At 68.3% G+C, this 23,622-nt stretch carries 23 protein-coding genes; 8 read left to right on the top strand and 15 right to left on the bottom strand.

From position 1 onward, the window contains the following. Positions 1 to 111: 111 nt before the first annotated feature. The 3 genes from BM349_RS03030 to BM349_RS03020 all read right to left on the bottom strand — a co-directional run bounded on the left by BM349_RS03030 (position 112) and on the right by BM349_RS03020 (position 3,698). Positions 112 to 3,042, bottom strand: a complete 2,931-nt coding sequence (locus BM349_RS03030; RefSeq protein ID WP_091704830.1) for a helix-turn-helix transcriptional regulator — start codon at positions 3,040 to 3,042, stop codon at positions 112 to 114. 86 nt (positions 3,043 to 3,128) lie between these two features. Continuing rightward, positions 3,129 to 3,326: a hypothetical protein gene (locus BM349_RS03025; RefSeq protein ID WP_091702619.1), complete on the bottom strand. Its 198-nt coding sequence runs from the start codon at positions 3,324 to 3,326 to the stop codon at positions 3,129 to 3,131. Between the two features lie 135 nt (positions 3,327 to 3,461). Beyond that, positions 3,462 to 3,698, bottom strand: coding sequence for a hypothetical protein (locus BM349_RS03020; RefSeq protein WP_139230867.1), 237 nt, complete (start codon positions 3,696 to 3,698; stop codon positions 3,462 to 3,464). A gap of 74 nt (positions 3,699 to 3,772) precedes the next feature. Here BM349_RS03020 and BM349_RS03015 point away from each other — a divergent pair, with 74 nt between their 5' ends. Beyond that, positions 3,773 to 4,579: a TetR/AcrR family transcriptional regulator gene (locus BM349_RS03015; protein ID WP_091702611.1), complete on the top strand. Its 807-nt coding sequence runs from the start codon at positions 3,773 to 3,775 to the stop codon at positions 4,577 to 4,579. Here BM349_RS03015 and BM349_RS03010 read toward each other — a convergent pair. Next, the gene (locus BM349_RS03010) at positions 4,546 to 4,905 is read right to left on the bottom strand and encodes an MmcQ/YjbR family DNA-binding protein (protein ID WP_091704826.1); all 360 of its coding nucleotides are present in this window, start codon (positions 4,903 to 4,905) and stop codon (positions 4,546 to 4,548) included. The two genes, BM349_RS03015 and BM349_RS03010, sit on opposite strands and share 34 nt — an antisense overlap. A gap of 121 nt (positions 4,906 to 5,026) precedes the next feature. Between BM349_RS03010 and dinB the strand changes: the two genes are divergently transcribed. Next, positions 5,027 to 6,223 (top strand): DNA polymerase IV, encoded by a 1,197-nt coding sequence (gene dinB / locus BM349_RS03005; RefSeq protein ID WP_091702608.1) that lies wholly within the window; start codon positions 5,027 to 5,029, stop codon positions 6,221 to 6,223. A 22-nt stretch (positions 6,224 to 6,245) separates the two neighbouring features. On the opposite strand, the gene BM349_RS19010 is transcribed toward dinB, so the two are convergent. Together BM349_RS19010 and BM349_RS03000 are read right to left on the bottom strand one after the other, a co-directional pair. Beyond that, positions 6,246 to 6,371, bottom strand: coding sequence for a hypothetical protein (locus tag BM349_RS19010; RefSeq protein WP_302848244.1), 126 nt, complete (start codon positions 6,369 to 6,371; stop codon positions 6,246 to 6,248). Positions 6,372 to 6,409: 38 nt separating this feature from the next. Further along, the gene (locus tag BM349_RS03000; RefSeq protein ID WP_091702604.1) at positions 6,410 to 7,333 is read right to left on the bottom strand and encodes a S1C family serine protease; all 924 of its coding nucleotides are present in this window, start codon (positions 7,331 to 7,333) and stop codon (positions 6,410 to 6,412) included. 155 nt (positions 7,334 to 7,488) lie between these two features. Here BM349_RS03000 and BM349_RS02995 point away from each other — a divergent pair, with 155 nt between their 5' ends. The 5 genes from BM349_RS02995 (at position 7,489) to BM349_RS02975 (ending at position 12,848) form a co-directional block, all read left to right on the top strand. Continuing rightward, positions 7,489 to 8,379, top strand: coding sequence for an ABC transporter ATP-binding protein (locus BM349_RS02995; protein ID WP_091702600.1), 891 nt, complete (start codon positions 7,489 to 7,491; stop codon positions 8,377 to 8,379). A gap of 3 nt (positions 8,380 to 8,382) precedes the next feature. Further along, complete coding sequence (locus BM349_RS02990; protein WP_091702595.1) at positions 8,383 to 9,240, top strand: ABC transporter permease; 858 nt, start codon at positions 8,383 to 8,385, stop codon at positions 9,238 to 9,240. 22 nt (positions 9,241 to 9,262) lie between these two features. Further along, entirely contained in the window at positions 9,263 to 10,468 is a 1,206-nt protein-coding gene (locus BM349_RS02985) for a sensor histidine kinase (RefSeq protein ID WP_091702592.1), read from the top strand. Then, a complete protein-coding gene (locus tag BM349_RS02980) occupies positions 10,465 to 11,085 on the top strand; it encodes a response regulator (RefSeq protein WP_091702589.1) in 621 nt (206 codons plus the stop codon). The genes BM349_RS02985 and BM349_RS02980 overlap by 4 nt, the downstream gene beginning before the upstream one ends. Before the next feature lie 278 nt (positions 11,086 to 11,363). Beyond that, positions 11,364 to 12,848: an alpha/beta hydrolase gene (locus BM349_RS02975; RefSeq protein ID WP_217645641.1), complete on the top strand. Its 1,485-nt coding sequence runs from the start codon at positions 11,364 to 11,366 to the stop codon at positions 12,846 to 12,848. A 59-nt stretch (positions 12,849 to 12,907) separates the two neighbouring features. Here BM349_RS02975 and BM349_RS02970 read toward each other — a convergent pair whose 3' ends face one another. The 6 genes from BM349_RS02970 to BM349_RS02950 form a co-directional block, all read right to left on the bottom strand. After that, complete coding sequence (locus tag BM349_RS02970; protein WP_091702586.1) at positions 12,908 to 13,930, bottom strand: LacI family DNA-binding transcriptional regulator; 1,023 nt, start codon at positions 13,928 to 13,930, stop codon at positions 12,908 to 12,910. A gap of 16 nt (positions 13,931 to 13,946) precedes the next feature. Next, positions 13,947 to 14,105: a hypothetical protein gene (locus tag BM349_RS18700; protein WP_175525173.1), complete on the bottom strand. Its 159-nt coding sequence runs from the start codon at positions 14,103 to 14,105 to the stop codon at positions 13,947 to 13,949. A 35-nt stretch (positions 14,106 to 14,140) separates the two neighbouring features. Further along, positions 14,141 to 15,661 (bottom strand): arabinosylfuranosidase ArfA, encoded by a 1,521-nt coding sequence (locus BM349_RS02965; RefSeq protein WP_091702582.1) that lies wholly within the window; start codon positions 15,659 to 15,661, stop codon positions 14,141 to 14,143. 52 nt (positions 15,662 to 15,713) lie between these two features. Continuing rightward, the gene (locus BM349_RS02960; RefSeq protein ID WP_091702578.1) at positions 15,714 to 16,640 is read right to left on the bottom strand and encodes a carbohydrate ABC transporter permease; all 927 of its coding nucleotides are present in this window, start codon (positions 16,638 to 16,640) and stop codon (positions 15,714 to 15,716) included. Then, on the bottom strand, positions 16,637 to 17,563 hold the full coding sequence (locus BM349_RS02955) for a carbohydrate ABC transporter permease (protein WP_091702574.1): 927 nt from the start codon (positions 17,561 to 17,563) through the stop codon (positions 16,637 to 16,639). Before BM349_RS02955 ends, BM349_RS02960 begins: the two co-directional genes overlap by 4 nt. A 72-nt stretch (positions 17,564 to 17,635) precedes the next feature. Then, entirely contained in the window at positions 17,636 to 19,003 is a 1,368-nt protein-coding gene (locus tag BM349_RS02950; protein ID WP_091702571.1) for an ABC transporter substrate-binding protein, read from the bottom strand. Positions 19,004 to 19,360: 357 nt separating this feature from the next. Here BM349_RS02950 and BM349_RS02945 point away from each other — a divergent pair, with 357 nt between their 5' ends. Then, positions 19,361 to 20,401: a LacI family DNA-binding transcriptional regulator gene (locus BM349_RS02945; protein WP_091702567.1), complete on the top strand. Its 1,041-nt coding sequence runs from the start codon at positions 19,361 to 19,363 to the stop codon at positions 20,399 to 20,401. Between the two features lie 37 nt (positions 20,402 to 20,438). Here the strand turns inward: BM349_RS02945 and BM349_RS02940 are convergent, their stop codons facing one another. The 3 genes from BM349_RS02940 to BM349_RS02930 form a co-directional block, all read right to left on the bottom strand. Then, positions 20,439 to 21,422, bottom strand: a complete 984-nt coding sequence (locus BM349_RS02940) for a 3-hydroxyacyl-CoA dehydrogenase family protein (protein WP_091702564.1) — start codon at positions 21,420 to 21,422, stop codon at positions 20,439 to 20,441. Then, positions 21,419 to 22,402 (bottom strand): sugar phosphate isomerase/epimerase family protein, encoded by a 984-nt coding sequence (locus tag BM349_RS02935; RefSeq protein WP_091702561.1) that lies wholly within the window; start codon positions 22,400 to 22,402, stop codon positions 21,419 to 21,421. Before BM349_RS02935 ends, BM349_RS02940 begins: the two co-directional genes overlap by 4 nt. 102 nt (positions 22,403 to 22,504) lie before the next feature. After that, positions 22,505 to 23,560, bottom strand: a complete 1,056-nt coding sequence (locus tag BM349_RS02930; protein ID WP_091702557.1) for a dipeptidase — start codon at positions 23,558 to 23,560, stop codon at positions 22,505 to 22,507. Between the last annotated feature and the right edge of the window lie 62 nt (positions 23,561 to 23,622).

Below are 23,622 nucleotides of genomic sequence, written 5' to 3'. Positions count from 1 at the left end.
GGGTTCTTCGATGACACCGACATTCCTCTCTGAGGTGGTCGGTGCGCATGAGGCATCAGCCCTATGTTTCAGACGACGTTTCCGGGGCGTCTGAGCCGGCTTCCGGGGCGGTCAGCGCGAAGCGTTGGCCGACAGATACGCCGCTTCGGTGCGGGTCGTGGCGCCGGTCTTGCGGAGGATGTTCGACACGTGCACGCTGGCGGTCTTGGTGCTGATGAACAGCTGCTGGGCGATCTGACCGTTGCTGAGCCCTCGCGCGACCAGATCGAGCACCTGTCGCTCGCGCTCGGTGAGAAGCGCCTCGAGGGATGCCGCATCCCCCGGCGCATCGCGGTGATCACCGCCGACCGCGCCGACGCGACGCTCGAGCTCGGTCACGCTGTCGACGATGAGCCCCATGCCGATCGCATGCGCCGCTTCGCGCGCCGTCTGTGCGGCCGTCCGGGCGCCCGCGCGATCGCCGGCGTTCGCCAGCGCCTCTGCGAGCCTGAAACCGGCATACGGTGCGAGCTGAGCAGGCGCGACGCCGTCGCCGGCCGCGTCGACCGCGCGCCGCCAGAGCGCGGGATCGGTCCCCGTGGCGCGCGGACCACCCAGTTCGGCATCGACGATCGCCGCGTATGCGGGTGCCGTCGGCCACATGCTCGCGGCGTCGAGTGCGGCCCGCACGTCACGCTCGAGTTCGTCGATCGAGCGAGGGTCTCCGTTCGCGGCGGAAAGCGCCACGCCGGTGACCCGGGCCGCACCGAGCACTCGCGCCGCGAACGCGACCAGCGGCAGGTCGTATGCCGGGAACGCGCGATGCTCCGGGTCGATCAGCACACTCACCTCCTGCCAGGACTCTCGGGTCTCGCCCCGGGCGAGCGCGAGCTCCCCGCTCACGAGGGCGAGACCGAGCAGAGCCTGCGTGTCCAACCTGCTCTGCTGCCGGAGCGAGCCGCGCCAGCCGCGCAGCAGTCGCTCCGCGAGCGGGCGATCACCCGACCACAGCACCGCCTGCACCTTGAGTCGGCGCAACGGCGCGCTGAAGCCGATGGGCGCGTCCAGCTCGAGCGCGCGATCGAGCATCTCGTCGGCGCGGCCCGCCTGGCCGAGGGCGTAGAGCGGGCTGATCACGTTCGACAGCAGCACCGCGCCTGAGGTGCGCTCCACGCCACGCTGCCTCGCCCGCTCGGCGCCCTCCTCGGCGGTTCGCACTGCCTCCTCGTAGCGGCCGAGGAGGTTCAGCGCGTCGGACTGGTTCACCCAATACCGCAGGCGGGCAGAGTCGTTGCCGACCGCGAACTCGCGGGCGAGCGCGAGGTCGGCGAGACCGGCGTCGATGTCGCCGCCGGCCAATCGTGAGAAGCCGCGGATGTTCGACGCCACCGACATTCGTGCCCGGTTCTCGACCGCGGTGGCCTCGGCGAACGCACCGTCGGCCATCTCGATGGCCTCATCGAATCGCGCGATGAGCATGAGGCGGGCGGCCAGCTCGCCGAGCACGTTCGCGCGCAGCACGCTCCGCGGCTGTCCGTCGAGCACGACGAGCGCCTCGCGCAGCAGCTCGATCGACCCGATCTGACCGATGTTGGCCAGGTACGACGCCTTGTTGCGCAGCAGCAGCGCATAGGCCGCCGCATCGCTCGGATCGCAGAGCGCGATCGCCTCATCGATGAGGGCGATGGCGCGCTCGCTCTCCCCCGCGTTGCGCAGCACGTAGGAGGTCTCGCCGAGCAGCTCCACCTTCGTCCGAGCAGCGAGTTCGCTCGCGTCGGGCACCTGGTCCCACAGCTCGATGGCGCGCTCGCCCATGGTCGCGGCGGTGGCGAACGCGAACGAAGACCTCCCCTGCTGGAAGGCGGCGATCGAGGCGATGAACGCCTCTCGGACGTTGTGCGCGGCCATCCAGTGATACGAGATCGCCGTGGCATCGGCTCCGTTCGCTCCGGACTGCGCCTCCAGCGCCTGCGCGTACCGCGTGTGGAATCGCACGCGCTCCCCGGGGAGCAGCTGATCGTGGATCGCCTCTCGCACCAGCGCATGCCGGAACGCGTACGCCGTGCCGTCGACCACCAGCACGCTGGCGGTGATCGCCTCGCTGGCTGCGATGTCGATTGCTTCGGGAGACTCGTCGCACACGGCGACGAGGAGCTCGTGCTCCACCCGTACGCCGCCCGCGGCGATCAGCCTCAGCATCCGCTGGGTCGGCTCGGCAAGTTGCTCGTACCGGGCGAGCAGGATGTCGCGGAGCGTGTCGGGGAAGGCGTCCATGCTGCGCACGCCGCTGCAGCAGACGAGCTCCTCGACGAAGAAGGGCACGCCGTCCGTGCGCTCGTACACCTGCACCAGCTCGTCCTCATCCGGCGCGCTGTCGAGGATCGCCGTCGCCATCTCCCTCACCTGCCGGCGGTCCAGGCGGGCGAGCTCGATGCGCGCGACGCGACGATTGCGGTCGAGTTCGGGCAGCAGTGCGCGCAGCGCGCTGCCCCGGCCGAGCTCGTCGCTGCGGAACGTGAGCACGATCAGCAGTCGCGCATCCTCGATGACCCTGATCAGGAAGCGCAGCAGCCCGAGACTCTGCGGATCGACCCAGTGGAGGTCTTCGATCACGAGCACGACGGGCCGGATCGCGGCCACGTTCTCGAGCACCTCGGCGACCGCGTCGTACAGCCGGTCGGCGCCGCCCCGCACCGGTGCATCACCGACGGCGGTGCCCGCGCCCAGTTCGGGCAGCAGCATCGCCAGCGCGTCGCCCGCCGGGCCGGACGCGTCGAAGAGCGCCTCCTCGCCCACCTCCTGCGCGAGCGAGCGGAGTGCGGACAGGATCGGCGCGTAGGGAGGAGCGTCACGATCGAAGTCGACCGACTGCCCGCGCAGGATGATCGCCTCCGCCGGGAGCGAGTTCAGGAACTCGCCGACCAGTCGTGTCTTGCCGATACCCGCTTCGCCCCCGACGAGCACGGCTCTGGTCGAGCCCGCGATGCTCTCGGCATAGGCGTCGCGGAGCGCGTCGAGGTCGGCGTCCCGGCCGACCAGCGAGGGGCTGACCGTGGCTCGCATGTACTCATGGTCCCACGGCCCTCCGACAGCCGGAACCGCCGGCCGCGAGTCGAGTGCGGGGTGCCGCAGGTCCGCGACCAGCGTCATCACGGGTGCGAGAGCTGCCTCGGCGCGTTGTACTCCGCGTGGCGGAACCGCTGGACGATGTCCCGCACGCCCCGCTTGGCCGCCGGCTGCGTCCCGCCGTCGCGTTCGTGGGCGATGCGACGGTATTCGAGCTCGCGGTTCAGCTGCTCATCGGCCGCTTGCCGCAGGTGGATGAAGGTGCCTTCGCTGACGTACATGGTGTCTCCTCAGGTCGTCGTCCCGAGTGACAATGCCCGCTAAGGCACCGCGCCTCCATGGGCAGGATGCCTTATCTTCGTGCGGGAGCGCCGCGGGATGCTGAGGCGGGGGCCTTCCGACCGGCCCGAGCGCGGCTACCCGTCGGTGCGGGAGAAGAGTCGTGCGATGGCGTTCTGCCAGCCGACGAGTACGCGCGCCTCCTTCATCGCCCGAGGGTGGTTGCCGTGCGCGCCCTTCAGCGACCGACCCCGCAGGGGCCGGTTCGGAAGACCTCGCCGGTGATTGCGCGTCCCGGCCTCGCTGTGGGAGGGCACTCCCGGAAGCCGGTGCATGCCCTCGTGCAACCGCTGTGGAACTGTGTGCTCGGTCATCGCCGAAGCTCCTTTCGTATCACGTACTCGTTTTCTGTACGTCGTACGAACAATATAATCGTACGAGATACGAAATGACCAGTCCCGAGGAAGCCTCCCTGATCTGGCTGCGTCCGGAACCGTCCGGTCGCAAGCCCCGCTACACGCGCGAGCAGATCGCCCGCACCGCACTGGCGATCGCGGATGCCGAGGGCTTCGACGCGGTCACCATGAAGCGAATCGCTGCAGAGCTCGGATCCGCGACGATGACGCTCTACTACTACGTGCGCACCAAGGCCGACATCATCGCCCTCATGCATGACGCCATCCTCGAAGAGGTCCTGATCCCCGCGGACGAACTGCCCGAGGACTGGCGCGAAGCCACGGCGGAGATCTCCCGGCGCAGTCGCAGCGCGCTCATCGCTCACCCGTGGTCGCCGGCATCGCTGAACGACGTGCAATTCGGCCCCAACGCCATGCGTCACTACGAGCAGTCCCTCGCGGCGCTTCGCGGCACCACCCTCACGACCGCCCAGAAGATCACCCTCACCGGCATCCTCGACGACTACGTGATCGGCAGCGCGCTGCACACCATCGAGACGATGGGACGGGCACGCGCGGCCGAGCTGAACCCCGCGGCCGTCACCGAGGCCATCGCCTTCGGCACCTCCCTGTTGAGCAGCGGAGACTTCCCCGAGATGTCCGCCCTCTCCGCGAGCATGGGTGAGCGATCCGACGACGACCCGCCCGCCGATGGTCCGGCGATGGGCGAGGACATGCTCGGCGTCCAGTTCGAAACCGGCCTGAACGCGCTCCTGGACGGCCTCAGCCGCAGCATGGGCATCCGCTCGGGCGCGCGCCTCCCGCGTCAGCCCGGGCCGTCCGGATTGGCGAGATCGTAAGCGCGGGCGACCTTCTTCGGCACGACCATCCGCCAGGCGTCCACCACGAGTTCGCGCGCCTCCGCCGCGTCCAGCGCCGCGAGATGGGCGTGGACCCAGTTGAAGCGCAGGTCGGAGTCTGCCGGCATCTGGAACTTGACCGCATCACCGCCGACCAGTGCCTCGCGCTCCTCCCTCGGAAACGCGAAACCCATCACGGCGCCATCGAGCGAGAACGCCACGTACACGAGCTGACCCACGCGGAACTTCAGCCGCCGATGCACGTACACCTCGTACGACCGCTCCAGCTGGGACCCCAGCTGACGCACATCCTCGACGACCGCCATGGCCAGCCTCCTCAGGATCGCCGATCCGACGAGCATCGCACACGGTCGGACCTCGTGCGAGGCGTGCATGTCGCCGGTGGGTGGGACGATCCGCGGGAGGAGACGATCGGCGGGGGGCGGGATGCGGGGCGAGGCGACCGTGCTGCACGCCGACCTCGACGCCTTCTACGCCTCGGTCGAGCAGCGCGACGCACCCGCGCTTCGCGGCCGGCCGGTGATCGTCGGCGGCGGCGTGGTGCTGGCTGCCAGCTACGAGGCGAAGGCCCGCGGCGTGCGCACCGCGATGGGCGGTCGGCAGGCGCGGGACCTGTGCCCGGATGCGGTCGTCGTGCCGGCGCGGATGGATGCGTACTCCGCGGCCAGCCGGGACGTGTTCGCGATCTTCCGCGATACGACGCCTCTCGTGGAGGGTCTCTCCATCGACGAGGCGTTCCTCGAGGTCGGCGGTCTCCGCAGGATCGCCGGCACGCCCGAGCAGATCGCCGTGCGATTGCGGGAGCGGGTCCGCGCTGAGGTCGGACTGCCGATCTCGGTCGGTGTCGCAAGGACGAAGTTCCTTGCCAAGGTCGCCAGCGCGGTCAGCAAGCCCGACGGGCTGATCGTGGTCGAACCCGAGCGTGAGGAGGCGTTCCTCCTCCCGCTGCCGGTGGAGCGCCTGTGGGGTGTGGGGGCCGTCACAGCCGAGAAGCTGCACCGGCTCGGCATCCGCACCGTCGGCCAGCTGGCCGAGCTCGAATCCGCCACGGCCGAGCGGCTTCTGGGCAAGGCGACCGGCGCGCACCTGCACGCACTGGCCAGGCTCCGGGATCCGCGACCCGTCGACACCACGCACCGACGCGGATCCATCGGATCGCAGCGCGCTCTCGGCAGCCGCCCGCGCTCGCCCGAGGAGCTCGACCTGTTCCTGACTCAGATCATCGATCGGCTGGCCCGCCGCCTGCGCGATCGCGATCGGGTGTGCCGGACCGTGGTGCTGCGGCTCCGCTACGGCGACTTCGCGAAGGCCACCCGGTCCCGCACCCTGCGCTTCCCGACCGATCGCACCGCCACGCTGCTCACCGTCGCCCGGGCGCTGCTGATCGCGGCGCAGCCGGAGCTCGAAGAGCGCGGCATCACCCTCATCGGCATCTCCCTGTCGCAATTGGGACGCGTCGACAGCATCCAGCCGGAGCTGCCCATCGACTGGGAGGACGGGGCGCGGCTCGACACGGTGCTCGACGCGGTGCGGGATCGCTTCGGCGCGGCGTCGGTCGCCAGGGCAGCGCAGCTCGGCCGCGATCCGGGCTGGTCGACCCCCGTGCTGCCTGAGCACGAGTGACCGCGGATGCTCGATCCGAGCGTCAACCTCCGTTGAGGACGCTGATCAGACCGGAGATCACCATGAAGACGCCGACTGCGCAGACCACGATCCAGATGCCGATCCGCGTCGGAGACACTCGTGGTCGTCGGTCATCGGGATCGGCCATGATCCGAGCGTAGTCGCGCGCCCGGACCTCACCCCGCCTCAGGGGACGCGCAGCTCCTCCGGCTCCACGACGATGTCGACCAGGGCGCCGTTGCGCCAGACCGTCAGCTCCATGCGCCGCCCGATCGCGTGCTCGACCATCAGTCGCTGCAGGCCGGTCGCACTCGTGACCGGCGTGTGGTCGATCGTGATCACGATGTCGCCCTGCCGGGTTCCGGCCTTGGCCGCAGGACTGCCGTCGACGACGGAGGCGACCTGCATCCCGGTGTGCGACCCGACCCGTGCCGCCAGCTCGGGGCTCAGCGTGATCTGCGCGCCGGCGACGCCGAGCCAGGCGCGACGGACGCGTCCGCGGGTCATCAGCGCATCGATGATGTCGCGGGTCGTCGCGTTGATCGGCACCGCCAGGCCCAGCCCGACACCCGCGACCGCCGTGTTGACGCCGACCAGACGGCCGGCGCTGTCGGCGAGCACTCCGCCGCTGCTGCCCGGGTTCAGCGACGCATCCGTCTGGATGACCTCGTCGACGACCCGCCCCGCCCTCGTCGGCAGTGACCTTCCCAGGGCCGACACGATCCCGGCGGTGACGCTGCCCGCCATGCCGAGGGGGTTTCCGAGCGCGACGACCAGCTGACCGACTCGCAGCTTCGCCGCATCGCCGAAGGGGATCGGTGGCGGTGTGGCGCCATCCGCCTGGAGCACCGCGAGATCCGACAGCGGATCGCTGCCGACCACGTGAGCCGCGAGCACCGAGCCGTCGGAGAATGCGACCTCCGCGCGGTCGGCGCCGGCCACGACATGCGCGCTGGTGAGCAGGTGGGATCCGGCCGAGATCACGGAGGCGCTGCCGGCTCCCGCGCCGCGGGCCGACCGCACCGACACCGCTGCGACGGACGGCAGCAGCGTCTCGGCGATCCGCACGACCGCTGCGGAGTACGCGTCGAGCGCGTCTTCGTCGTCCATGCGACCATCTCAGCACCGCGGCAGGGGTCGGAGCCCGAGTTCGCCGAGAGCTTACGTCCCTCCCGACCGACGGAAGTGGGGTCCACCGAATGGAGGATGCCGGACCGGACGAACGGATGTGTTGACGAGGCCGACGGCGCGGAAGCGTGGAAGCCATGAACGAGAACGTGGTGCGGGTGCGGAACCTGCGGAAAGAGTATTCGGGCCGTGCGGTCGTCGACGGCCTGTCGTTCGACATCCCGGGCGGTGAGACGTTCGCGCTGCTCGGCCCCAACGGCGCGGGAAAGTCGACCACCGTCGAGATCCTCGAAGGGTATCGGCACCCCACGAGCGGCGAGGTCCAGGTGCTCGGCGCGGACCCTGCGACAGCCGGGCTGACGTGGAAGGCGCGTATCGGGGTCGTGCTGCAGGGGACTGGGATCCTGCCCGCCCTCACGGTCCGCGAGCTCCTCACGCAGTTCGCGGGCTTCTTCCCGAGGCCACGCCGTGTCGACGAGGTCCTCGCAGCAGTCGGCATGGAGGAGCACGCCGGGATGCGGGTGAACAAGCTCTCGGGCGGCCAGCAGCGTCGTGTCGATGTCGCGCTCGGCGTCGTCGGAAACCCCGAGCTGCTGTTCCTCGACGAGCCGACGACCGGGTTCGACCCGCAGGCGCGACGGGACTTCTGGACCATGATCCGGGGGCTCTCGGCCGAAGGGACGACGATCCTGCTGACCACTCACTACCTCGATGAGGCCGAGCGACTCGCCGATCGCGTCGGCATCCTGGTCGAGGGGCGCCTGCGCGCGATCGGGCCACTCGACACCGTCGGGGGCGAGGATGCCCGTACGCCGATCGTGCGCTGGATCGATCCGGGAGATCGACGCCCGCGCGAAGTGCGCACCGACGAACCCGGACGCTTCGTCGCTGATCTCGTCGCCCGAACGGGGGCGGAGCCGTCGGCGGTGGACATCGTCCGCCCGTCACTCGAAGACATCTACCTCGGTCTTGTGGCCGAACACACCGGCGTCCCGGCATCCGTCGGCGCCCTCGTCACGGAGGCATGAATCATGAGCGTCATCACACGCCAACCCACGGCGGCCCGCAGCACCGCCGGACGCAGTCGTATCGGAATGGGCCTCTGGAGGGGGCGCTTCGAGATCACGCAGTACGTCCGCTCGGGCGACACCGTCATGTTCACCTTCCTCTTCCCGGTCATCATGCTGGGGCTGTTCAGCGTCGCGTTCGGAGCGGATGGCGACATCCAGCCCGCGCCCGGACTGCCACCGGTGTCGGTGGCGCAGATGTACCTGCCCGCGATGCTCGCCGCGGGTCTGCTGGCCTCTGGGTTGCAGAATCTCGCGATCGACATCGCGGTCGATCGCTCCGAGGGAGTGCTGAAGCGACTCGGCGCGACCCCGCTGTCGCCGGTGAGCTACTTCCTCGGCAAGATCCTGCAGGTGGGGGCCACGGGCATCGCACAGGCGGCGCTCCTCCTGGGATTCGCGGCCGTCGTGCTGCAGGTGCCGCTGCCGATCGATCCGGAGAAGTGGGTCACGTTCGCGTGGGTCTTCATCCTCGGCATCACCGGGTCGGCACTGCTGGGCGTGGCGCTGTCGGCGGTCCCGCGCTCCTCGCGCGGCGCCGTTGCGGTGGTCATCCCGATCGTCCTCGTCGTGCAGTTCATCTCGGGGGTGTACTTCCAGTTCTACATGCTGCCGGAATGGCTGCAGACGGCCGCGAGCGCGCTGCCGGTGAAGTGGATGGCGCAGGGGATGCGGTACGTCTTCCTCCCCGAGGACTACTCGGCACTCGAGCAGAACGGCGTCTGGGACATCGCGGGGGTCGCGATCGCGCTGACGGTCTGGCTCGTCGTCGGGCTCGTGCTCGCGCGCGTGACCTTCCGCTGGAACAAGCGCGACGCGTAGCCTGAGCCCGGGGCGAGACGACATGCAGAATCGACGATGGTGGGACGCCGCGGTGATCGCGGCGTCCCTCATGGTCATCGTGGCCCTCGTGGTCGGACCGAGCGGCACCTCGGGTGTCGGCGTCGTCATCGCCGGGGCGGCGCTCGTGGTGTTCGTGCTGAGCTATCTGCTCGTGGCCCGGCCCGCACTGACGTCGCCCCGGCCGTGGCATCTCCCCGCCTTCGTGGCCGGCGCCTCCGTCGCGCTCGCCGGCGGCTGCGCGGGCGAGCCCTTCTTCACGATCATGCTCGCGATCGCGTACCCGCTGACCTGGGTGCTGGCGGTGGGCAGACGACGCGCCATCGTGGGATCGATCTTCATCGCGCTCGGCACCTTCGTGGGCTTCGCGCTGTTCGCCGGGATCCTCGGCGGCGGAGATGCGGTGATCCCCGCGCTCACGATCGGCGCCGCCGTCGCGAGCTTCGGTCTCGTCTTCGCAATTGCCTTCGGCGTGTGGATCCAGGGCGTCGTCGCGTACGGCCAGGAGCGGGCACGGCTGCTCGGCGAACTCACCGCGGCGCAGGCCGAGGTCGAGGCACTCAGCCGCGACCGAGGCGCGGCGATGGAACGCGAGCGGCTGGCGCGCGATCTGCACGACACGCTCGCCCAGACGCTCGCGGGTCTGGCGATCCTGTCGGAGCGAGCGGGGCGGCAGCTGGATGAGGGCCGAACGGATGCCGCGGCCGACAGCATCGCGACGGTCGAGCGGCTGTCGCGCGACGCCCTCGACGAGGCTCGCGCGATCGTGTCGCGGACGGCCGCCGTTCCGTCCGATGCCGCCCTCGGCGACGCCGTCGACCGCCTCGTCGACCGCTTCCGCGCCGAAGCGGGGCTCACGATCGACCTGGACCTGCGGCTGGATTCCGCCGGGGTGCTCTCGCGGGAGTCACAGCTGGTGCTGCTGCGGTGCCTGCAGGAGTCGCTCGCCAACGTGCGCAAGCACGCGGCTGCCACCCGGGTCGACGTGCGGGTGTCGGCGGAGCCCGATGGCGCAGCCCGGCTCGCCGTCACGGACGACGGCCGCGGGTTCGATGTCGACGCACGGCGGGACGGCTTCGGCCTGGAGGGCATGGCGGAGCGCGTCGCCCTGGCCGGCGGCGAGCTCGAGGTGTCTTCGGTCCCCGGCGGCGGCACGACGCTCGTCGTGCGATTGCCGGCGACGCCGGCGGACCGGGTGGTCGCGCAATGATCCGGCTGCTCATCGTGGACGACCATCCCGTCGTGCGGGCGGGCCTGGCGGGAATGCTCTCCGACGAGCCCGGCTTCGAAGTGGTCGGCGAGGCGTCCGACGGAGACCAGGCGGCGCGCATCGCGGCTGCGGTCCATCCCGATGTCGTGCTCATGGATCTGCGGATGCCGGGAGTGGGGGGCGTCGAGGCCACCGCGCGGATCACCGCCGCCGGCGACGCGAAGGTGCTGATCCTTACGACGTACGAGTCGGATGACCAGATCCTGGCGGCGATCGAGGCGGGGGCGAGCGGCTATCTCCTCAAGGCCTCCCCGCAGGCTGAGATCGTCGCGGGCATCCGGTCGGTCGCGGCCGGCCAGACCGCTCTCTCGCCGCACGTTGCCGCGCGCCTGGTCGAGCGCATGCGGGCGCCCGCACCCGAGGCGGTGCTGACACTGCGCGAGACGGAGGTGCTGCAGCTGGTCGCCCGGGGCAACAGCAACAAGCAGATCGCCGTCGCGCTCGGGATCGGCGAGTCGACGGTGAAGACCCACCTGCTCAAGGTCTTCGAGAAGCTCGGCGTCGCCGACCGCACGCGGGCCGTGACCCTGGCGATGGAGCGCGGGCTGCTGCGCTGACCCCCGCTCCCGACACTTCACGGGCGCACAGCCGACACACCCTTCTGCCGTGCACGTGTGAAGTCTCGCGCGCTCCGGGGCCGATTTACAACGTCGTAGAGAATCTTTACAACGTCGTAAAGAAATTCTTTACAACGTGGTAAATGGTAGCTAGCCTGGCGTCGTCGAGCCGCGTTGGGCGCTCAACGACTATTCAAGGAGGAAGAGTGATGAGAGCTATGCGATCAACTGCACGAGCACAGCACCGAAGCGACGGGGGTGGCGCACACGGCCGGCTCGTGAAGCCACTCGCAGCATTCGGTCTCGGGCTGGCGATGGTGCTGAGCACGGTGCCGCTGGCGGCGCAGGCCGACGAGGCCGACCCGATCCCGGGACCCACCGTCGTCGCTGACCCCAACTCGCCGACGGGGTACACCGGCCACTTCGTGTACTACGACCCGAACGCGACGAGCGTGCGATTCGTCGCCGACATCCTGCTGCGCAACTGGCAGGACCAGACCGATCCGACCGTGTACCAGCCGTCGCAGTACAGCCCCGGCCTCATGCGAGGTGGCGGCGGGTACGACGTGCAGATGACGAATGTCGGCGACGGCTACTGGGTGACCGACGTGCCTCTCGCGGCCGGCGCCAACCAGTACTGGTTCTACGTCAACAACAACACCAACCTCTGGGTCGCGGACCCGGCGAACTCGCCGATCTACGCGCCTGACGGCCTCACGGGCACCGCGCGGCGGGCCTTCAACAAGGTCTTCGTCCCGTACGACGAGGCGAAGCAGAACTACGCACCGCTGGCTGCACGCGTGATCGAGAACGAGCGGGCGGATTCCCCGAAGGGGACGTGGAGCTACGTAGAGGTTCCGGGTCTGCCCCTGCTGGGCGGCACGATCCCGCGTACGGTCGGTGTCTACCTGCCCCCCGGATACGACGCGAACCGGGCCGAGCCGTACAAGACGATCTACATGCAGCACGGCAGTGGCCAGGATCAGTCCGACTGGATGAACATGGGCGACGTCCCCGTGATCATGGACAACCTGATCCAGGACGGCACCACCGAGCCCGCGGTCGTCATCACGACGAACACGAACTCCCTCGGTGCGGCCAACCAGGGCTACCCCAACCTGCGAAACGTCGTCCTTCCGTTCGTCGAGTCGAACTACAACGTCTCCACGGACGCGATCGACCGGGCCTTCGCAGGCCTGTCGGCCGGTTCCGCGGTAACGCAGAACCTGATCAACTTCGATGCTGACGAGTTCGGCTATTACGGCCCGTGGAGCGGCGGCGCAAGCGTTCGCGCGACGACGCCGAACGTGGCTGCGCCGTACATCCTGTTCGGTGGCGGGCGCTGGGACTTCGGGCTGCCCAACGCGAACACGGTGGCGAACCTCGACAACGTCGGGTTCATCGAGAACGTCGTGGTGGCGGGTGCGCACGACTTCAACACGTGGGACCAGATGTTCACCACCTTCGCGCGCGACTACCTGTGGCACCCGGAGGCGTTCATCAAGGACGAGATCGACACGGCCAAGGCCGGTGTCGATGCCACGAGCCTCAACAAGGGGAACAAGAACGCCCTGACGGTGAAGCTCGACCAGGCACTGAAGCTCGTCACCAAGGGAGACACCGAGGGCGCCATCGAGGTGCTCAACGGCTTCGCCACGCAGGTGAGCGAGTTCAAGACCGCCGGCAAGGTGACCGCGGAGCAGGCGGCCGGGCTGGATGCCCTCGCCCAGAAGCTGCTCTTCAACCTCGGTTACTGGCTGTAGATCAGCAAGAGGTGTGGGCTGCCGGCGGTCTCGCCGGCAGCCCACTTCGCTGTGCTCGGTCAGTCCACGGCGATGCGATGGAGAGGGCGAGCCGTCGAATCCCGCACGACGAGGCTGGTGGCCAGCTCGACCCGAGTGACTTCGGGCTGCGGCCCGTCCAGGAGCTGCAGCACGAGACTCGTCGCCTGCTCGGCCATCTCGCGGAGGGGCTGATGAATCGTCGTGAGTCGAGGGTTCGCCAGTTCGGCGATCGCGAGGTCGTCGAAGCCGACGACGGAGAGCTCGTCGGGGACTGCGATGCCCAAGGCCGTCGCGGCATGCAGCACGCCCACCGCCTGCAGGTCGTTGCCGGCGAAGATCGCCGTCGGCCGGTTCCGCAGTCGCAGCAGCTCTGCTGCGTGCACTTCCCCGCCGCCACGATGGAAGTCGCCGAATCGAACCCACTCCGGTTCCACCGGCAGCCGCGCCGACCTCATCGCGGCGCGATACCCGTCCAGCCGCGCCAGCGAGCACATGACATCCTCCGGGCCGGTGATCGCCGCGATGCGGCGATGCCCCAGACCGATGAGGTGCCTCGTCGCGGACACTCCGCCCGACCAGTTGGCTGAACCGACGGCCGGGATGCCGGGAGCGGGGTCCCCGGCGGGATCGATGATGACGAACGGGATGCCTCTCGCTTTGAGCATCGAGCGCCCTTCGGGCGGAATGCCGGCGAAGAGCAGGATGATCCCCGTCGGACGTCGGCGCACGACCGAGTCGAGCCATTCGGATGCCGGTGCGTGTCGATCCCCGCTCACTGAGATCGAAACCGCAAGTCCGGACTCTGCAGCGCTTTCGCGCACGCCCTCGATGATCGCGAGGTCCCACTCGCTCCCCAGCTCGTGGAGCACGACCTCGATGTACTCGCGACGCTGCCTGCGCCCCCGGGAGCGGTAGCCGCTTGCGCGGAGCTGCTCCTCGACCATCGCCCGGGTCGCCGACGACACATCGTTCGCGCCGTTGAGAACTTTCGAGATCGTCGTCATCGAGACGCCGGTCAGCGCGGCGATCTCCTTGAGCGTCACACGCTCTGTCCGCGCCATTCCGCCGCCTCCGGGCTCAGCGCGATGCGCGTCGGAGTATCGTCGCGAGGTCCGACCGGATCCGGCAGTCGATGGACGAGAACGCATCGGCGAGCTCTCCGGCCGCGCGGATCACGGACGAGCCTTCCGCCATGCTGCGCGTGCCATCCACGCGCATCAGCCCTGGCTCCGTCATCCGATTCCTTCCGTCCTGCCCGAGCCGGGTGCCGCTCAGCGGCCGCTCGACTCGAACGTCAGAACCGTCCACGAGACGGGAGGAAGCGTGACGCTGATCTTCCCGTCGGCGAGCCGCAGCGATGTGTTGTCTCTGGGGCGAACGCGCTCGGGATCGTCGAGCGTGTTGGCCGCCTGGATGTCGTCGTCGGAGAGCGACGTCGCCTTGGCGTCTGCGACGGACCCGAGCGCGAGCACGTCGATCTCGAGCGTCACTTGGTCGGTCAGGCTCCGGTTGACGGCGAACACGGTCGTGCCCTTGCCGTCCTCGTGCGTTGCGACGGCGTCGACGAGGGGCACCTGTCCGTACTTCGCGGTGTCGTAGGTCGGGCTGTCGAGGTCGAGCTCCAGCGCGACGCCGCGAGCGAGCTTCGAGGTCAGCGAGAACGGATAGAACGTCGTCTGCCTCCAGGCGGGACCGCCCGGCTCCGTCATGATCGGCGCGATGACGTTGACGAGCTGTGCGAGGCTGGCGGCCTTCACCCGGTCCGCGTGGCGGATCAGCGAGATCATCAGCCCCCCGAACACCACGGCGTCCAGCACCGAGTACGAGTCCTCCAGCAATCGGGGCGCGATCGGCCAGTCATCGACGTCCGTGATCCTGTCGACCTCCTCATAGCGGGACTGGTACCAGACGTTCCACTCGTCGAAGGAGATGTCGATCGTCTTGTCGGTGCCGCGCGCGGCCTTGGCGTGGTCGGCGGTCGCGACCACCTCGTCGATGAACCGGTCCATGTTCACGGCCGATGCCAGGAAGCTCCCGTAGTCGTCGCCCTCGGGTTCGTAGTAGGCGTGGCACGAGATGAAGTCGACGACGTCGTAGGTCTTCTCGAGGACGACGCGCTCCCATTCACCGAAGGTCGGCATCGCCGCGCTCGAGCTGCCGCAGACCACGAGCTCGAGATCCGGGTCGATCTGCCGCATGGCGCTCGCCGTCGTCGCGGCCAGTTGCGCGTACTGCTCTGCCGTGCTGTGGCCGAGCTGCCACGGCCCGTCCATCTCGTTGCCGAGGCACCACATCCGGATGTCGTGCGGCTCACGACGCCCGTTGGCGATCCGCTGGTCCGACAGGTGCGTCCCCGAACGCAGGTTCGCGTACTCGAGCACGTCGAGCGCGTCGAGCACGCCGCGGGTCCCGAGATTCACCGCATACATCAGTTCGCCGTCGACCTTGCCGAGCCAGGTCGCGAACTCGTCGAGCCCGATCTCGTTCGTCTCGGTCGAGTGCCAGGCCAGATCCAACCGGCGCGGGCGCTCTTCGCGAGGCCCCACCCCGTCCTCCCAGCGGTAGCCCGAGACGAAGTTGCCGCCGGGGTAGCGGATGGTGGACACGCCCAGCTCCCTGACGAGCGCGACGACGTCCTCGCGGAAGCCGTGATCGTCGGCGGTCGGGTGCGACGGCTCGTAGATGCCGTCATACACGCAACGGCCGAGATGCTCGACGAACGAGCCGAAGAGCCGTCGGTTGATGGGACCGACGATGCGGCTCGGGTCGATGGTGAGATGTGCGCGGATCATTCTTCGCTTCCGGGATGGAGGTGGGTCTGGGCAGGGGTCATGCGTGGCCGGGTCACTTGAGGCTTCCGATCGCGAGTCCGCCTCGCCAGTACTTCTGCAGTCCCAGGAACGCGATGATCAGCGGGATGACCGAGACGAGCGAGCCGAGGACGATGATGCTCCAGAGGCTCTGTCCGCCTGCCGCACCGTAGGTGGACGCGGTCGACTGCCAGAGTCCGATGCCGACCGTCACCGGGAACAGGCGATTGTCCGAGAGCATCACCAGCGGGAGGAAGTAGTTGTTCCAGGACGCGACGACCGACAGCAGCAGCACCGTGACGATCGCCGGGCGCAGAAGCGGCAGTGCCACCACCCAGAAAGACCTGAACTCCCCCGCGCCATCCACCCGGGCGGCGTCCAGGAGCTCGTCGGGCACGGCGTCGCGGGCGTAGACGTTCATGAGGTAGACGCCGAACGGGTTGAGCAGCGTCGGGAAGATCACCGCCCAGATCGTGTTCGTCCATCCCACCTGGGCGAACAGGACGAAGGTCGGGATGACGAGCGCGGTCGTCGGGACCATGACCGAGCCCAGCAGTATCGCGAATGCCAGTCGTCGGCCGGCGAAGCGGTACTTGGCGAAGCCGTAGCCCGCGAGCACGGCAAGGACGGTCGCTCCGAGGCCTCCGACGATCGCGTAGAGGGCGGAGTTGGCGAGCCAGCGCCCGTAGATGCCTCCGCCATAGGTGAAGAGGTCGATGAGGTTCGGGATGTAGTTGATGTCGTCCGCGAACCACAGCGAGCTGCCTCCTCCGAACAGTCCGGCGGAACTCTTGGAGCTGTTGACGATCAGCCACCAGAAGGGAACGAGGAAGTAGATCATCAACAGGGCGAGCACGATGTTCAGCGGGACGCGCCCACGTGTGCGGGGAGTGGTCCTGCGCTCGATGGTCCTCCGCGGCTTCCGAGGAGCCCCGGTGCGTTCGATCGGGGTGACGCTCATGAGAAGAAGCTCCCTCGCTTGCGGGTGGCGAACAGGAAGATGTACACGCAGACGAACACGACAGCTCCCAGCGCGAAGGAGATGGCGGCTCCGTAGTTGTAATTGCCGAGCGAGAACGCCTGCTGGTAGGCGTACATGTTCGGCGTGAAGTCATCCGGAATGGCTCCCGCGGCCAGTTGCTGCAGGATCTTCGGCTCGTTGAAGAATTGAAGGGTGCCGATCAGGGCGAATACCAGGATCAGCAGGAGCGCCGGCGCCACGAGCGGGATCTTGATCCGGAGGATGATCTGCCACTGGGACGCCCCGTCGATGCGCGCGGCTTCGTAGAGCGTGGGATCGATGCCCTGCAGCGCCGCGTACAGGATGATCATGTAGTAGCCGGCCCACTGCCACGTGACGATGTTCAGGAGTCCGTAGAAGATGAGGCTGCTGCTCAGGAAATCAGGTGCCTGCCGACCGAAACTTTCGAAGATCTCCGCGAGCGGACCGAAGTTGTCGCTGTAGAGGAACCCCCACATCAGTGCCCCGATGACGGTGGGAATCGCGTAGGGCATGAAGATCATCAGGCGGGAGAAGCGGGCGAACCGCGTGATCACGATGTCGAGTATCAGTGCGATGGCGAGCGAGACAGCCATCTGAAGCGGGATGAGCACGAGCGAGAAGCGGATCACGAACCACACGCCGTCGAGGAAGGACGGGTCGCTGAACGCCTTGACGTAGTTGCCGAAGAGGACGAACCTCGTCCCCCCGATGAGCGATTTCTGGAACAGGCTGAGATAGAGCGCGAAGCCGATCGGGAGGACCAGCAGCGCGAGGAAGATGATCCCGAACGGCCCGACGAAGGCCCAGCCGGTCAGGTTCTGGCGCACCGAGGTCGATCTCCGACGCTTCGTGGAGACGGCGCTGTCTGTTGGGGCGGTCATGATTTCTCCCGGTCTAAGAGGGGATGAGCGAGGGGCCGGTCCGCGCGAGCACGGACCGGCCCCGAGCCCAGTTCACTGGGTGACGGTGAAGCCCTGCTCTTCTGCGTAGGCCACGACGTCCTTCTGGAGGGCGTCAGCGGCCTCGGAGCCGGTAGCCGAGCCATCGATGATGGCGGCGATCTGCTTGGTGAGCGCGGAGTAGTAGTACTGGCCGAGCGGCGTGTAGGTCATGCCCTTGTAGGCATTGGCCGCGGGGACGTACACCTCCTTGTTGGCCTGCTGGCCGTTGAAGAAGGGCACCTCGTAGTCCTGGAACTCCGAGGAGTCCAGCACGTTGACGTTCAGCGGGAAGATGATCTGGTTCTGCCAGCCGTCATCGAGCGACGCCGGGTCGGCGTAGACCCCGAACGCCACCTTCGCAGCCAGCTCAGGGTTCTTCGCCTGACTCGTCACCGCGAAGGCCGAACCGCCCCAGTTGATGGCGATCGGGTTGCTCGGGTCCCACTGCGGCATGGGGGCGGAAGCCCACACGCCCGCGTCTGCACCCTCGCCGACGCCCGCACCCTGCAGGTAGCCGGGAGCCCATGCAGCCGAGAGGTAGGTGGCGTAGTCGCCGTTGATCACACCGGCGATGTACTCCGGGGTGAACTGGTCCTCAGTTCCCACCAGGCCCTTGTCGACGAGGCCGTCCCAGTAGTCCAGGACTTCCTTGATCTCGGGGCTGTTGAGGTCGATCCCGATCTCGCCCTCCTTCGAGGGGTCGTAGGTGAACGGTTCCGCGCCGTTCCCGTAGAAGTACGCCGTGGCCGTGGCGGGCTGGTTCGCCGCGAAGCTCGCGAACACCGGGCCGCCGGCATCCTTCAGCGCCTGCGCAGTGGTCTCCAGCTCCTCCCACGTGGTCGGCGGGGTGATGCCGTACTGGTCGAAGATGTCGGTGCGATAGATCATGCCCATCGGGCCGCCGTCGATCGGAGCGCCGTAGATCGCGCCGCCGACCGACACGTCCTTCCACGCGCCTTCGCTGAAGTTGCCCTTGACGTCGTCGTAGCCGAGGTCGGTCAGGTCCACGAGGCCGCCCTGCGCCTGGAAGGGCGCGATCCGGTCGGCCTCGACCATGACGACGTCGGGTGCGCCGCTTCCGGCCGAGATGGCGGTCTGGAACTTGTCGTACTCGTCTCCACCGGCGCCGGCGTTCGTCCAGCACACCTGGACGTCGTCGTTGGCTTCGTTGAAGTTGTCGACGACAGCCTCGGAATTCGGGTACCAGGCCCACAGGGTCACGATGGGCGCATCGGGCTTCTTGATCGTGTTCGTGCAGTTCGCGTCGGCGTTGCCGCCGCCATCGGTGCCTCCGCCGCCGTCGCCGCCTGCTGAGCAGGCGGAGAGGGAGGCGGCAAGCGCGAGAGTTGCGACCGCAGCAAAAACAAGCTTCGTCTTCACTGGATTTCCTTTCAGTTTGCGGGACTTCTTCGTCGGTGCGCGACCGTTCCGATCGTGGCCACTGGGAGAGTGCTGTTCGGGTCGGTCTACAACGTTGTAGAGCAACGTTGTAGACACAATTCCATCGGTTCCGTGCAGTGTCAAGAGCTGCGCGAAAATTCCTCGAAGGGCATCGAAAAGTTTGGGGGCCCGATCGCGGTGCACGCAGACGCATTCGCCTACACCACCTCGGTGAGCCGGCACCGGTAGGATTTCTCTAACGTTGCATTTCCACGTTGGAATGCACGGGACGCCGACCGCTCCGCTCAGCGACGAGCGCAGTAGAGTACAGACGTCGACACGGAGGCGGGGGCATCGATGGGACCGACGATGCACGACGTCGCCCGGGTGGCGGGCGTTTCGATCAAGACGGTCTCGAACGTCATCAACGACTATCCGCACGTGCGCCCCGAGACCCGCAGCCGGGTGGTCGCCGCGATCGAGCAGCTCGATTACCGCCCCAACCTGTCTGCGCGGGGCCTGAGATCCGGGCGCACCGGCGTCATCGGGCTGGCCGTCCCCTCGCTGCGCGAGAACTACTTCGCAGAACTCGCCGACTCGGTGATCCGCGCAGCCGCCCAGCGTGGTCTCGGCGTCATGGTGGAGCAGACGTTCGGTCAGCGCGAGGCGGAACTCGAGGCGGTCGCGAACAGCCGCCCCCGCTTCCTCGACGGCCTGCTCTTCAGCCCCGTGAGCCTCGGTCAGGAGGATGCCGAGGCGCTCAGCCTCGACGGTCCCCTCGTTCTGCTCGGCGAGCGGATCTTCGGCGGCCCGACGGATCACGTCACCATGCACAACACGTCCTCGTCACAGGCCGCCGTCGAGCATCTCCTCGAGATCGGCCGCCGTCGCATCGCTCTGATCGGGGCCGATCTGCACGGGGGCGATGAGGCCAGCTCTGCGAACCTCCGCCTCAAGGGCTACCTGCGAGCGCTCGAACAGGCCGGCATCGACGTCGATCCGTCCCTTGTGCGCCCGACCGAGATGCTGCGCTGGAATCGCGCGGGCGGAGCGGCGGCCACGCACCGGCTGGTGCAGGATCGCGTCGACTTCGACGCCATCTTCGCCCTCACCGACACGCTCGGTCTCGGCGTGCTGCGCGCGCTTCGCGAGGAAGGGCTCTCGGTGCCCGACGACGTCGCCGTGATCGGATTCGACAACATCGACGAGAGCAAGTACTCCGTGCCATCGATGTCCACGGTGGATCCCGGCCGCGATGAGATCGCCGAGATCGCCGTCGATCGCCTGATCGAGAGGATCCACGAGAAGGGCGAGCGGCGTCCGCCAGAGACCTTCAAGCCGACGTTCCGCATCGTCCCGCGTGAGTCGACGGGATTCGAGAGCACCGACGGCGAGTAGCCCGGCGCCTCGGGCCGCTCGACGCCGAGGCTGCCGATCACCGGCTGGCCCGGTCCTCGTCACCGCCCGGTTCCGGCGCGTCGAACGGGGAGGGACCGAGCTCCTCGAGCAGCTCTGCCATCTTCGCGTAGGCCCGGTTGCGATAGGCGACGAGGTCGCCGATCCGCTCCGGATCGATCGAGCGGAAGCCTGCGCCGCTCTTGGTGCCGAGCTCGCCCTTCTCGATCCGCTCACTGAGGATGCTCGGTGTGGCGAATCGCTCAGGGAATTCGGTCTGCAGCGACGCGTAGCAGAACGCGTAGACGTCGAGGCCTGCCATGTCGGCGATCGCGAACGGGCCGAAGAAGGGCAGACGGAATCCGAACGTCGATCGCACGATCGCATCGATGTCCTCGATCGAGGCCACGCCCTCGTCCACGAGCTGGGTCGCCTCGTGGAACAGCGCGTACTGCAGCCGGTTGAGCACGAACCCGGTCGCATCCGTGACTCGCGCGGCGACCTTGCCCGAACCGCGCACGATCTGCTCGGCGGTGCGGATCGCCGACTCCTCCGTCCCGGCGTGGGGGATGATCTCGACGCCTGGGACGAAGGGCGCGGGATTGGAGAAATGCACTCCGAGGAAGCGCGCAGGGTGCACGACGGGCTCCGACAGCTTCGTGATCGAGATCGTCGAGGTGTTGCTGCCGATGACGGCGGTCGGGTTCGCGGTCGAGATGCGTCGCAGCGTCTCGTGCTTGATGTCGATCCGCTCCGGGACGGCCTCCTCGATGAACTCCGCGTCGGCGACTGCTGCCTCGATGCTCTCCGCGGCGCTGATGTTCGCGGCGATGAGGTCGGTCGAGCCGGTGCGGTAGAGGCCCTGCTCCTCGAACTGCGCCGTCTCGACGCGCACCCGCTCGAGGTTGGACTGCGCGATATCGGCGGTGACGTCCGAGAGCACGACGTCGTGACCGGCGAGGGCGAAGACCTGCGCCATCCCCCCGCCCATGTAGCCGCTCCCGACGATGGCGATGCGGGTCATGAGGCACCTCCCTCGAACCTCGGCTGGCGCACCCTGCTCGTGCCGAGCGCATAGCCCTCGCGCTTGGGCAGCACGTGGCGGCGCAGGTAGTCGCGGTTGTCGGCGCACACGCTCAGCCCGTCACCTCCGTAGTTCTCCACGCAGATCACGCCCTGGAAGCCCTGTTCGATCGCGTAGCGGAACGCGCGGCGATAGTCGATGAGCCCGTGCTGCATCGGCGCGGGCACCGCGAAATACTCTCCGCGGGCTGAGTCCTCATCGCGGGCGTAGTTCTTGACGTGCCAGAAGTTCGCATAGGGCAGCGTCTTCTCGACCATGTCCCACCAGGACTCGATGGGGCGGTGCAGTCGTACGAGGTTGCCGATGTCTGGGTTGAGCCCGACGTTGTCCATTCCGATGTCCTGGACGAGGCGCACCGCCGAGTCCGCCGTGCCGAGGAACGTGTCCTCGTACATCTCGAGCGACACGATCAAGCCCAGCTCGCCCGCGTGGCGTCCCAGCTCCGAGAGGCGTCTCACTGCGAGTCCCCAATCGGCCGGATCGTCCTTATGCCCATCCATGGTCCAGAACCAGAGCTGAGCCTGCTGCTGGACCGTCAGCGCCTGGTGCAGTCCGAACGACACCGTCTCGATGCCCAGCAAGGCGGCAGCGTCGAGCGTGCGGTGGCTGTACGCGAGGTTCTCGTCGCCGTTCGCGTGATCGATGACGCTGCGCCGGATCGCTGAGATCGACGTCGGGACGACGCCCGCCTCGCGCGCGACGGCGGCGAAGTCGTCGAGCCGCCCCTCGCTCAGATCCCCGACGCGCAACCACGAATCCGTGACGTCGAGCCGGTCGAAGCCCGCGTCGGCGATCTCGGTGAGGGTGCTCGCCCATTCGTCCGGCGCCGCGTCGGTGACGCTCTCCCCGTTCGCCGTCGTGCCGGGGAACGGCAGAGCTGCGGCCGCGATCGGCCAGTTCTGCGCAGTGAGGCTGGTCATGCCGCATCCGCCTTCCCGATGATTCTCTCGATCTTCATCGTCTTGACAACGATGTAGACGCCAGAATAGCGCGCGCATCGAGGGGGACGTCGACTGTTACCCTCAGGCCACGGCGTCCTGCGCATTCGGCATATGCGTCCTGAGGAATGCCGTGAGGTTGCCGCCCATGACTCCGCGGACGAGCGAATCGTCCCAGCCGGCGTCGCGAAGTGCGTCTCCGACCAGAGGCAGTCCAGCCGGTCCCTCGAGCCCGGGCAGGGTCGACTCCGCGTCGATCCCCTCGAGTCGCAGCGGCCGGTCGGCGTCGGGGACGATCTCGGAGAAGATCTCGAGACAGAAGTCGGCGCCGATGCCGACCCGGTGCGGCCCGACGATGTCGACGAGGTGGTCGAGCTGGGCGACGACATCCGCCATGGTGGGCTCGGCCGCCAGGTATCCCGCGAACAGGTTGAGGCAGACCAGGCCGTCGGCGTCGCGGATGCCGCGCAGCGCGGCATCCGAGAGGTTGCGGTGATGGTCGAAGAGCGCCCTCGCCCCGGAGTGGCTCGCGATCATCGGTCTCGTGGCGATCTCGAGGACGTGCTCGACCCCGGCCGCACTCAGATGCGACACGTCGAGAATCGTCCCCCGCGACTCCAGCAGCTTCAGCGCCTCGACACCCGCGCGGGTGAGCCGGCTTCCGGCGGCATCCTCACCAGATCCGTCGGCCAGAGCGCTCCTGCCGAAGTGCGCCAGCGAGACCATCCGCACGCCGAGCCGGTGGAAGGACTCGAGCAGGGCCACGTCGCGCTCGACCTGGGACGCCCCTTCGATGGCGAGCACGAGGGCGATCCTGCCGGTGGCGATTGCGACGTCGATCTCCGAGCCGTCGCGGCAGAGAGCGACGATGTCGGCGTTCTCCTCGGCGATCCGGTGGGCGGCCTCGATCATGAGCAGGGTGCGGCGCAGCGCGATCTCCGGCTGAGGCGGCCAGTTGCAGTCCACCGCAAGCACCTGAAGTCGTACGTTCCCGTCGCGCAGCTGCGGATACCAGGTGTCGCGGAAGTACTCACCCCAGAGAGCGGGCGGCCGCCGCGCGACCAGGAGCAGCAGATCGTTGTGGGCATCGGCGACGGGGGCGCCTGCAGGAGTCCGCGGCGGGACTGAGGTCGTCGTCATGGGGACCTTCCTGGTCGGAGTGGCGCTCGAGCCGTTCAGCATGTAATGTACACCGTTAATTA

Origin of the sequence: Microbacterium sp. cf046, from assembly GCF_900114345.1 — a bacterium.
Lineage (GTDB): Bacteria > Actinomycetota > Actinomycetes > Actinomycetales > Microbacteriaceae > Microbacterium.
Note: the sequence above shows the minus strand (reverse complement) of the source record. Positions and strands in the feature narration are given on the sequence as shown.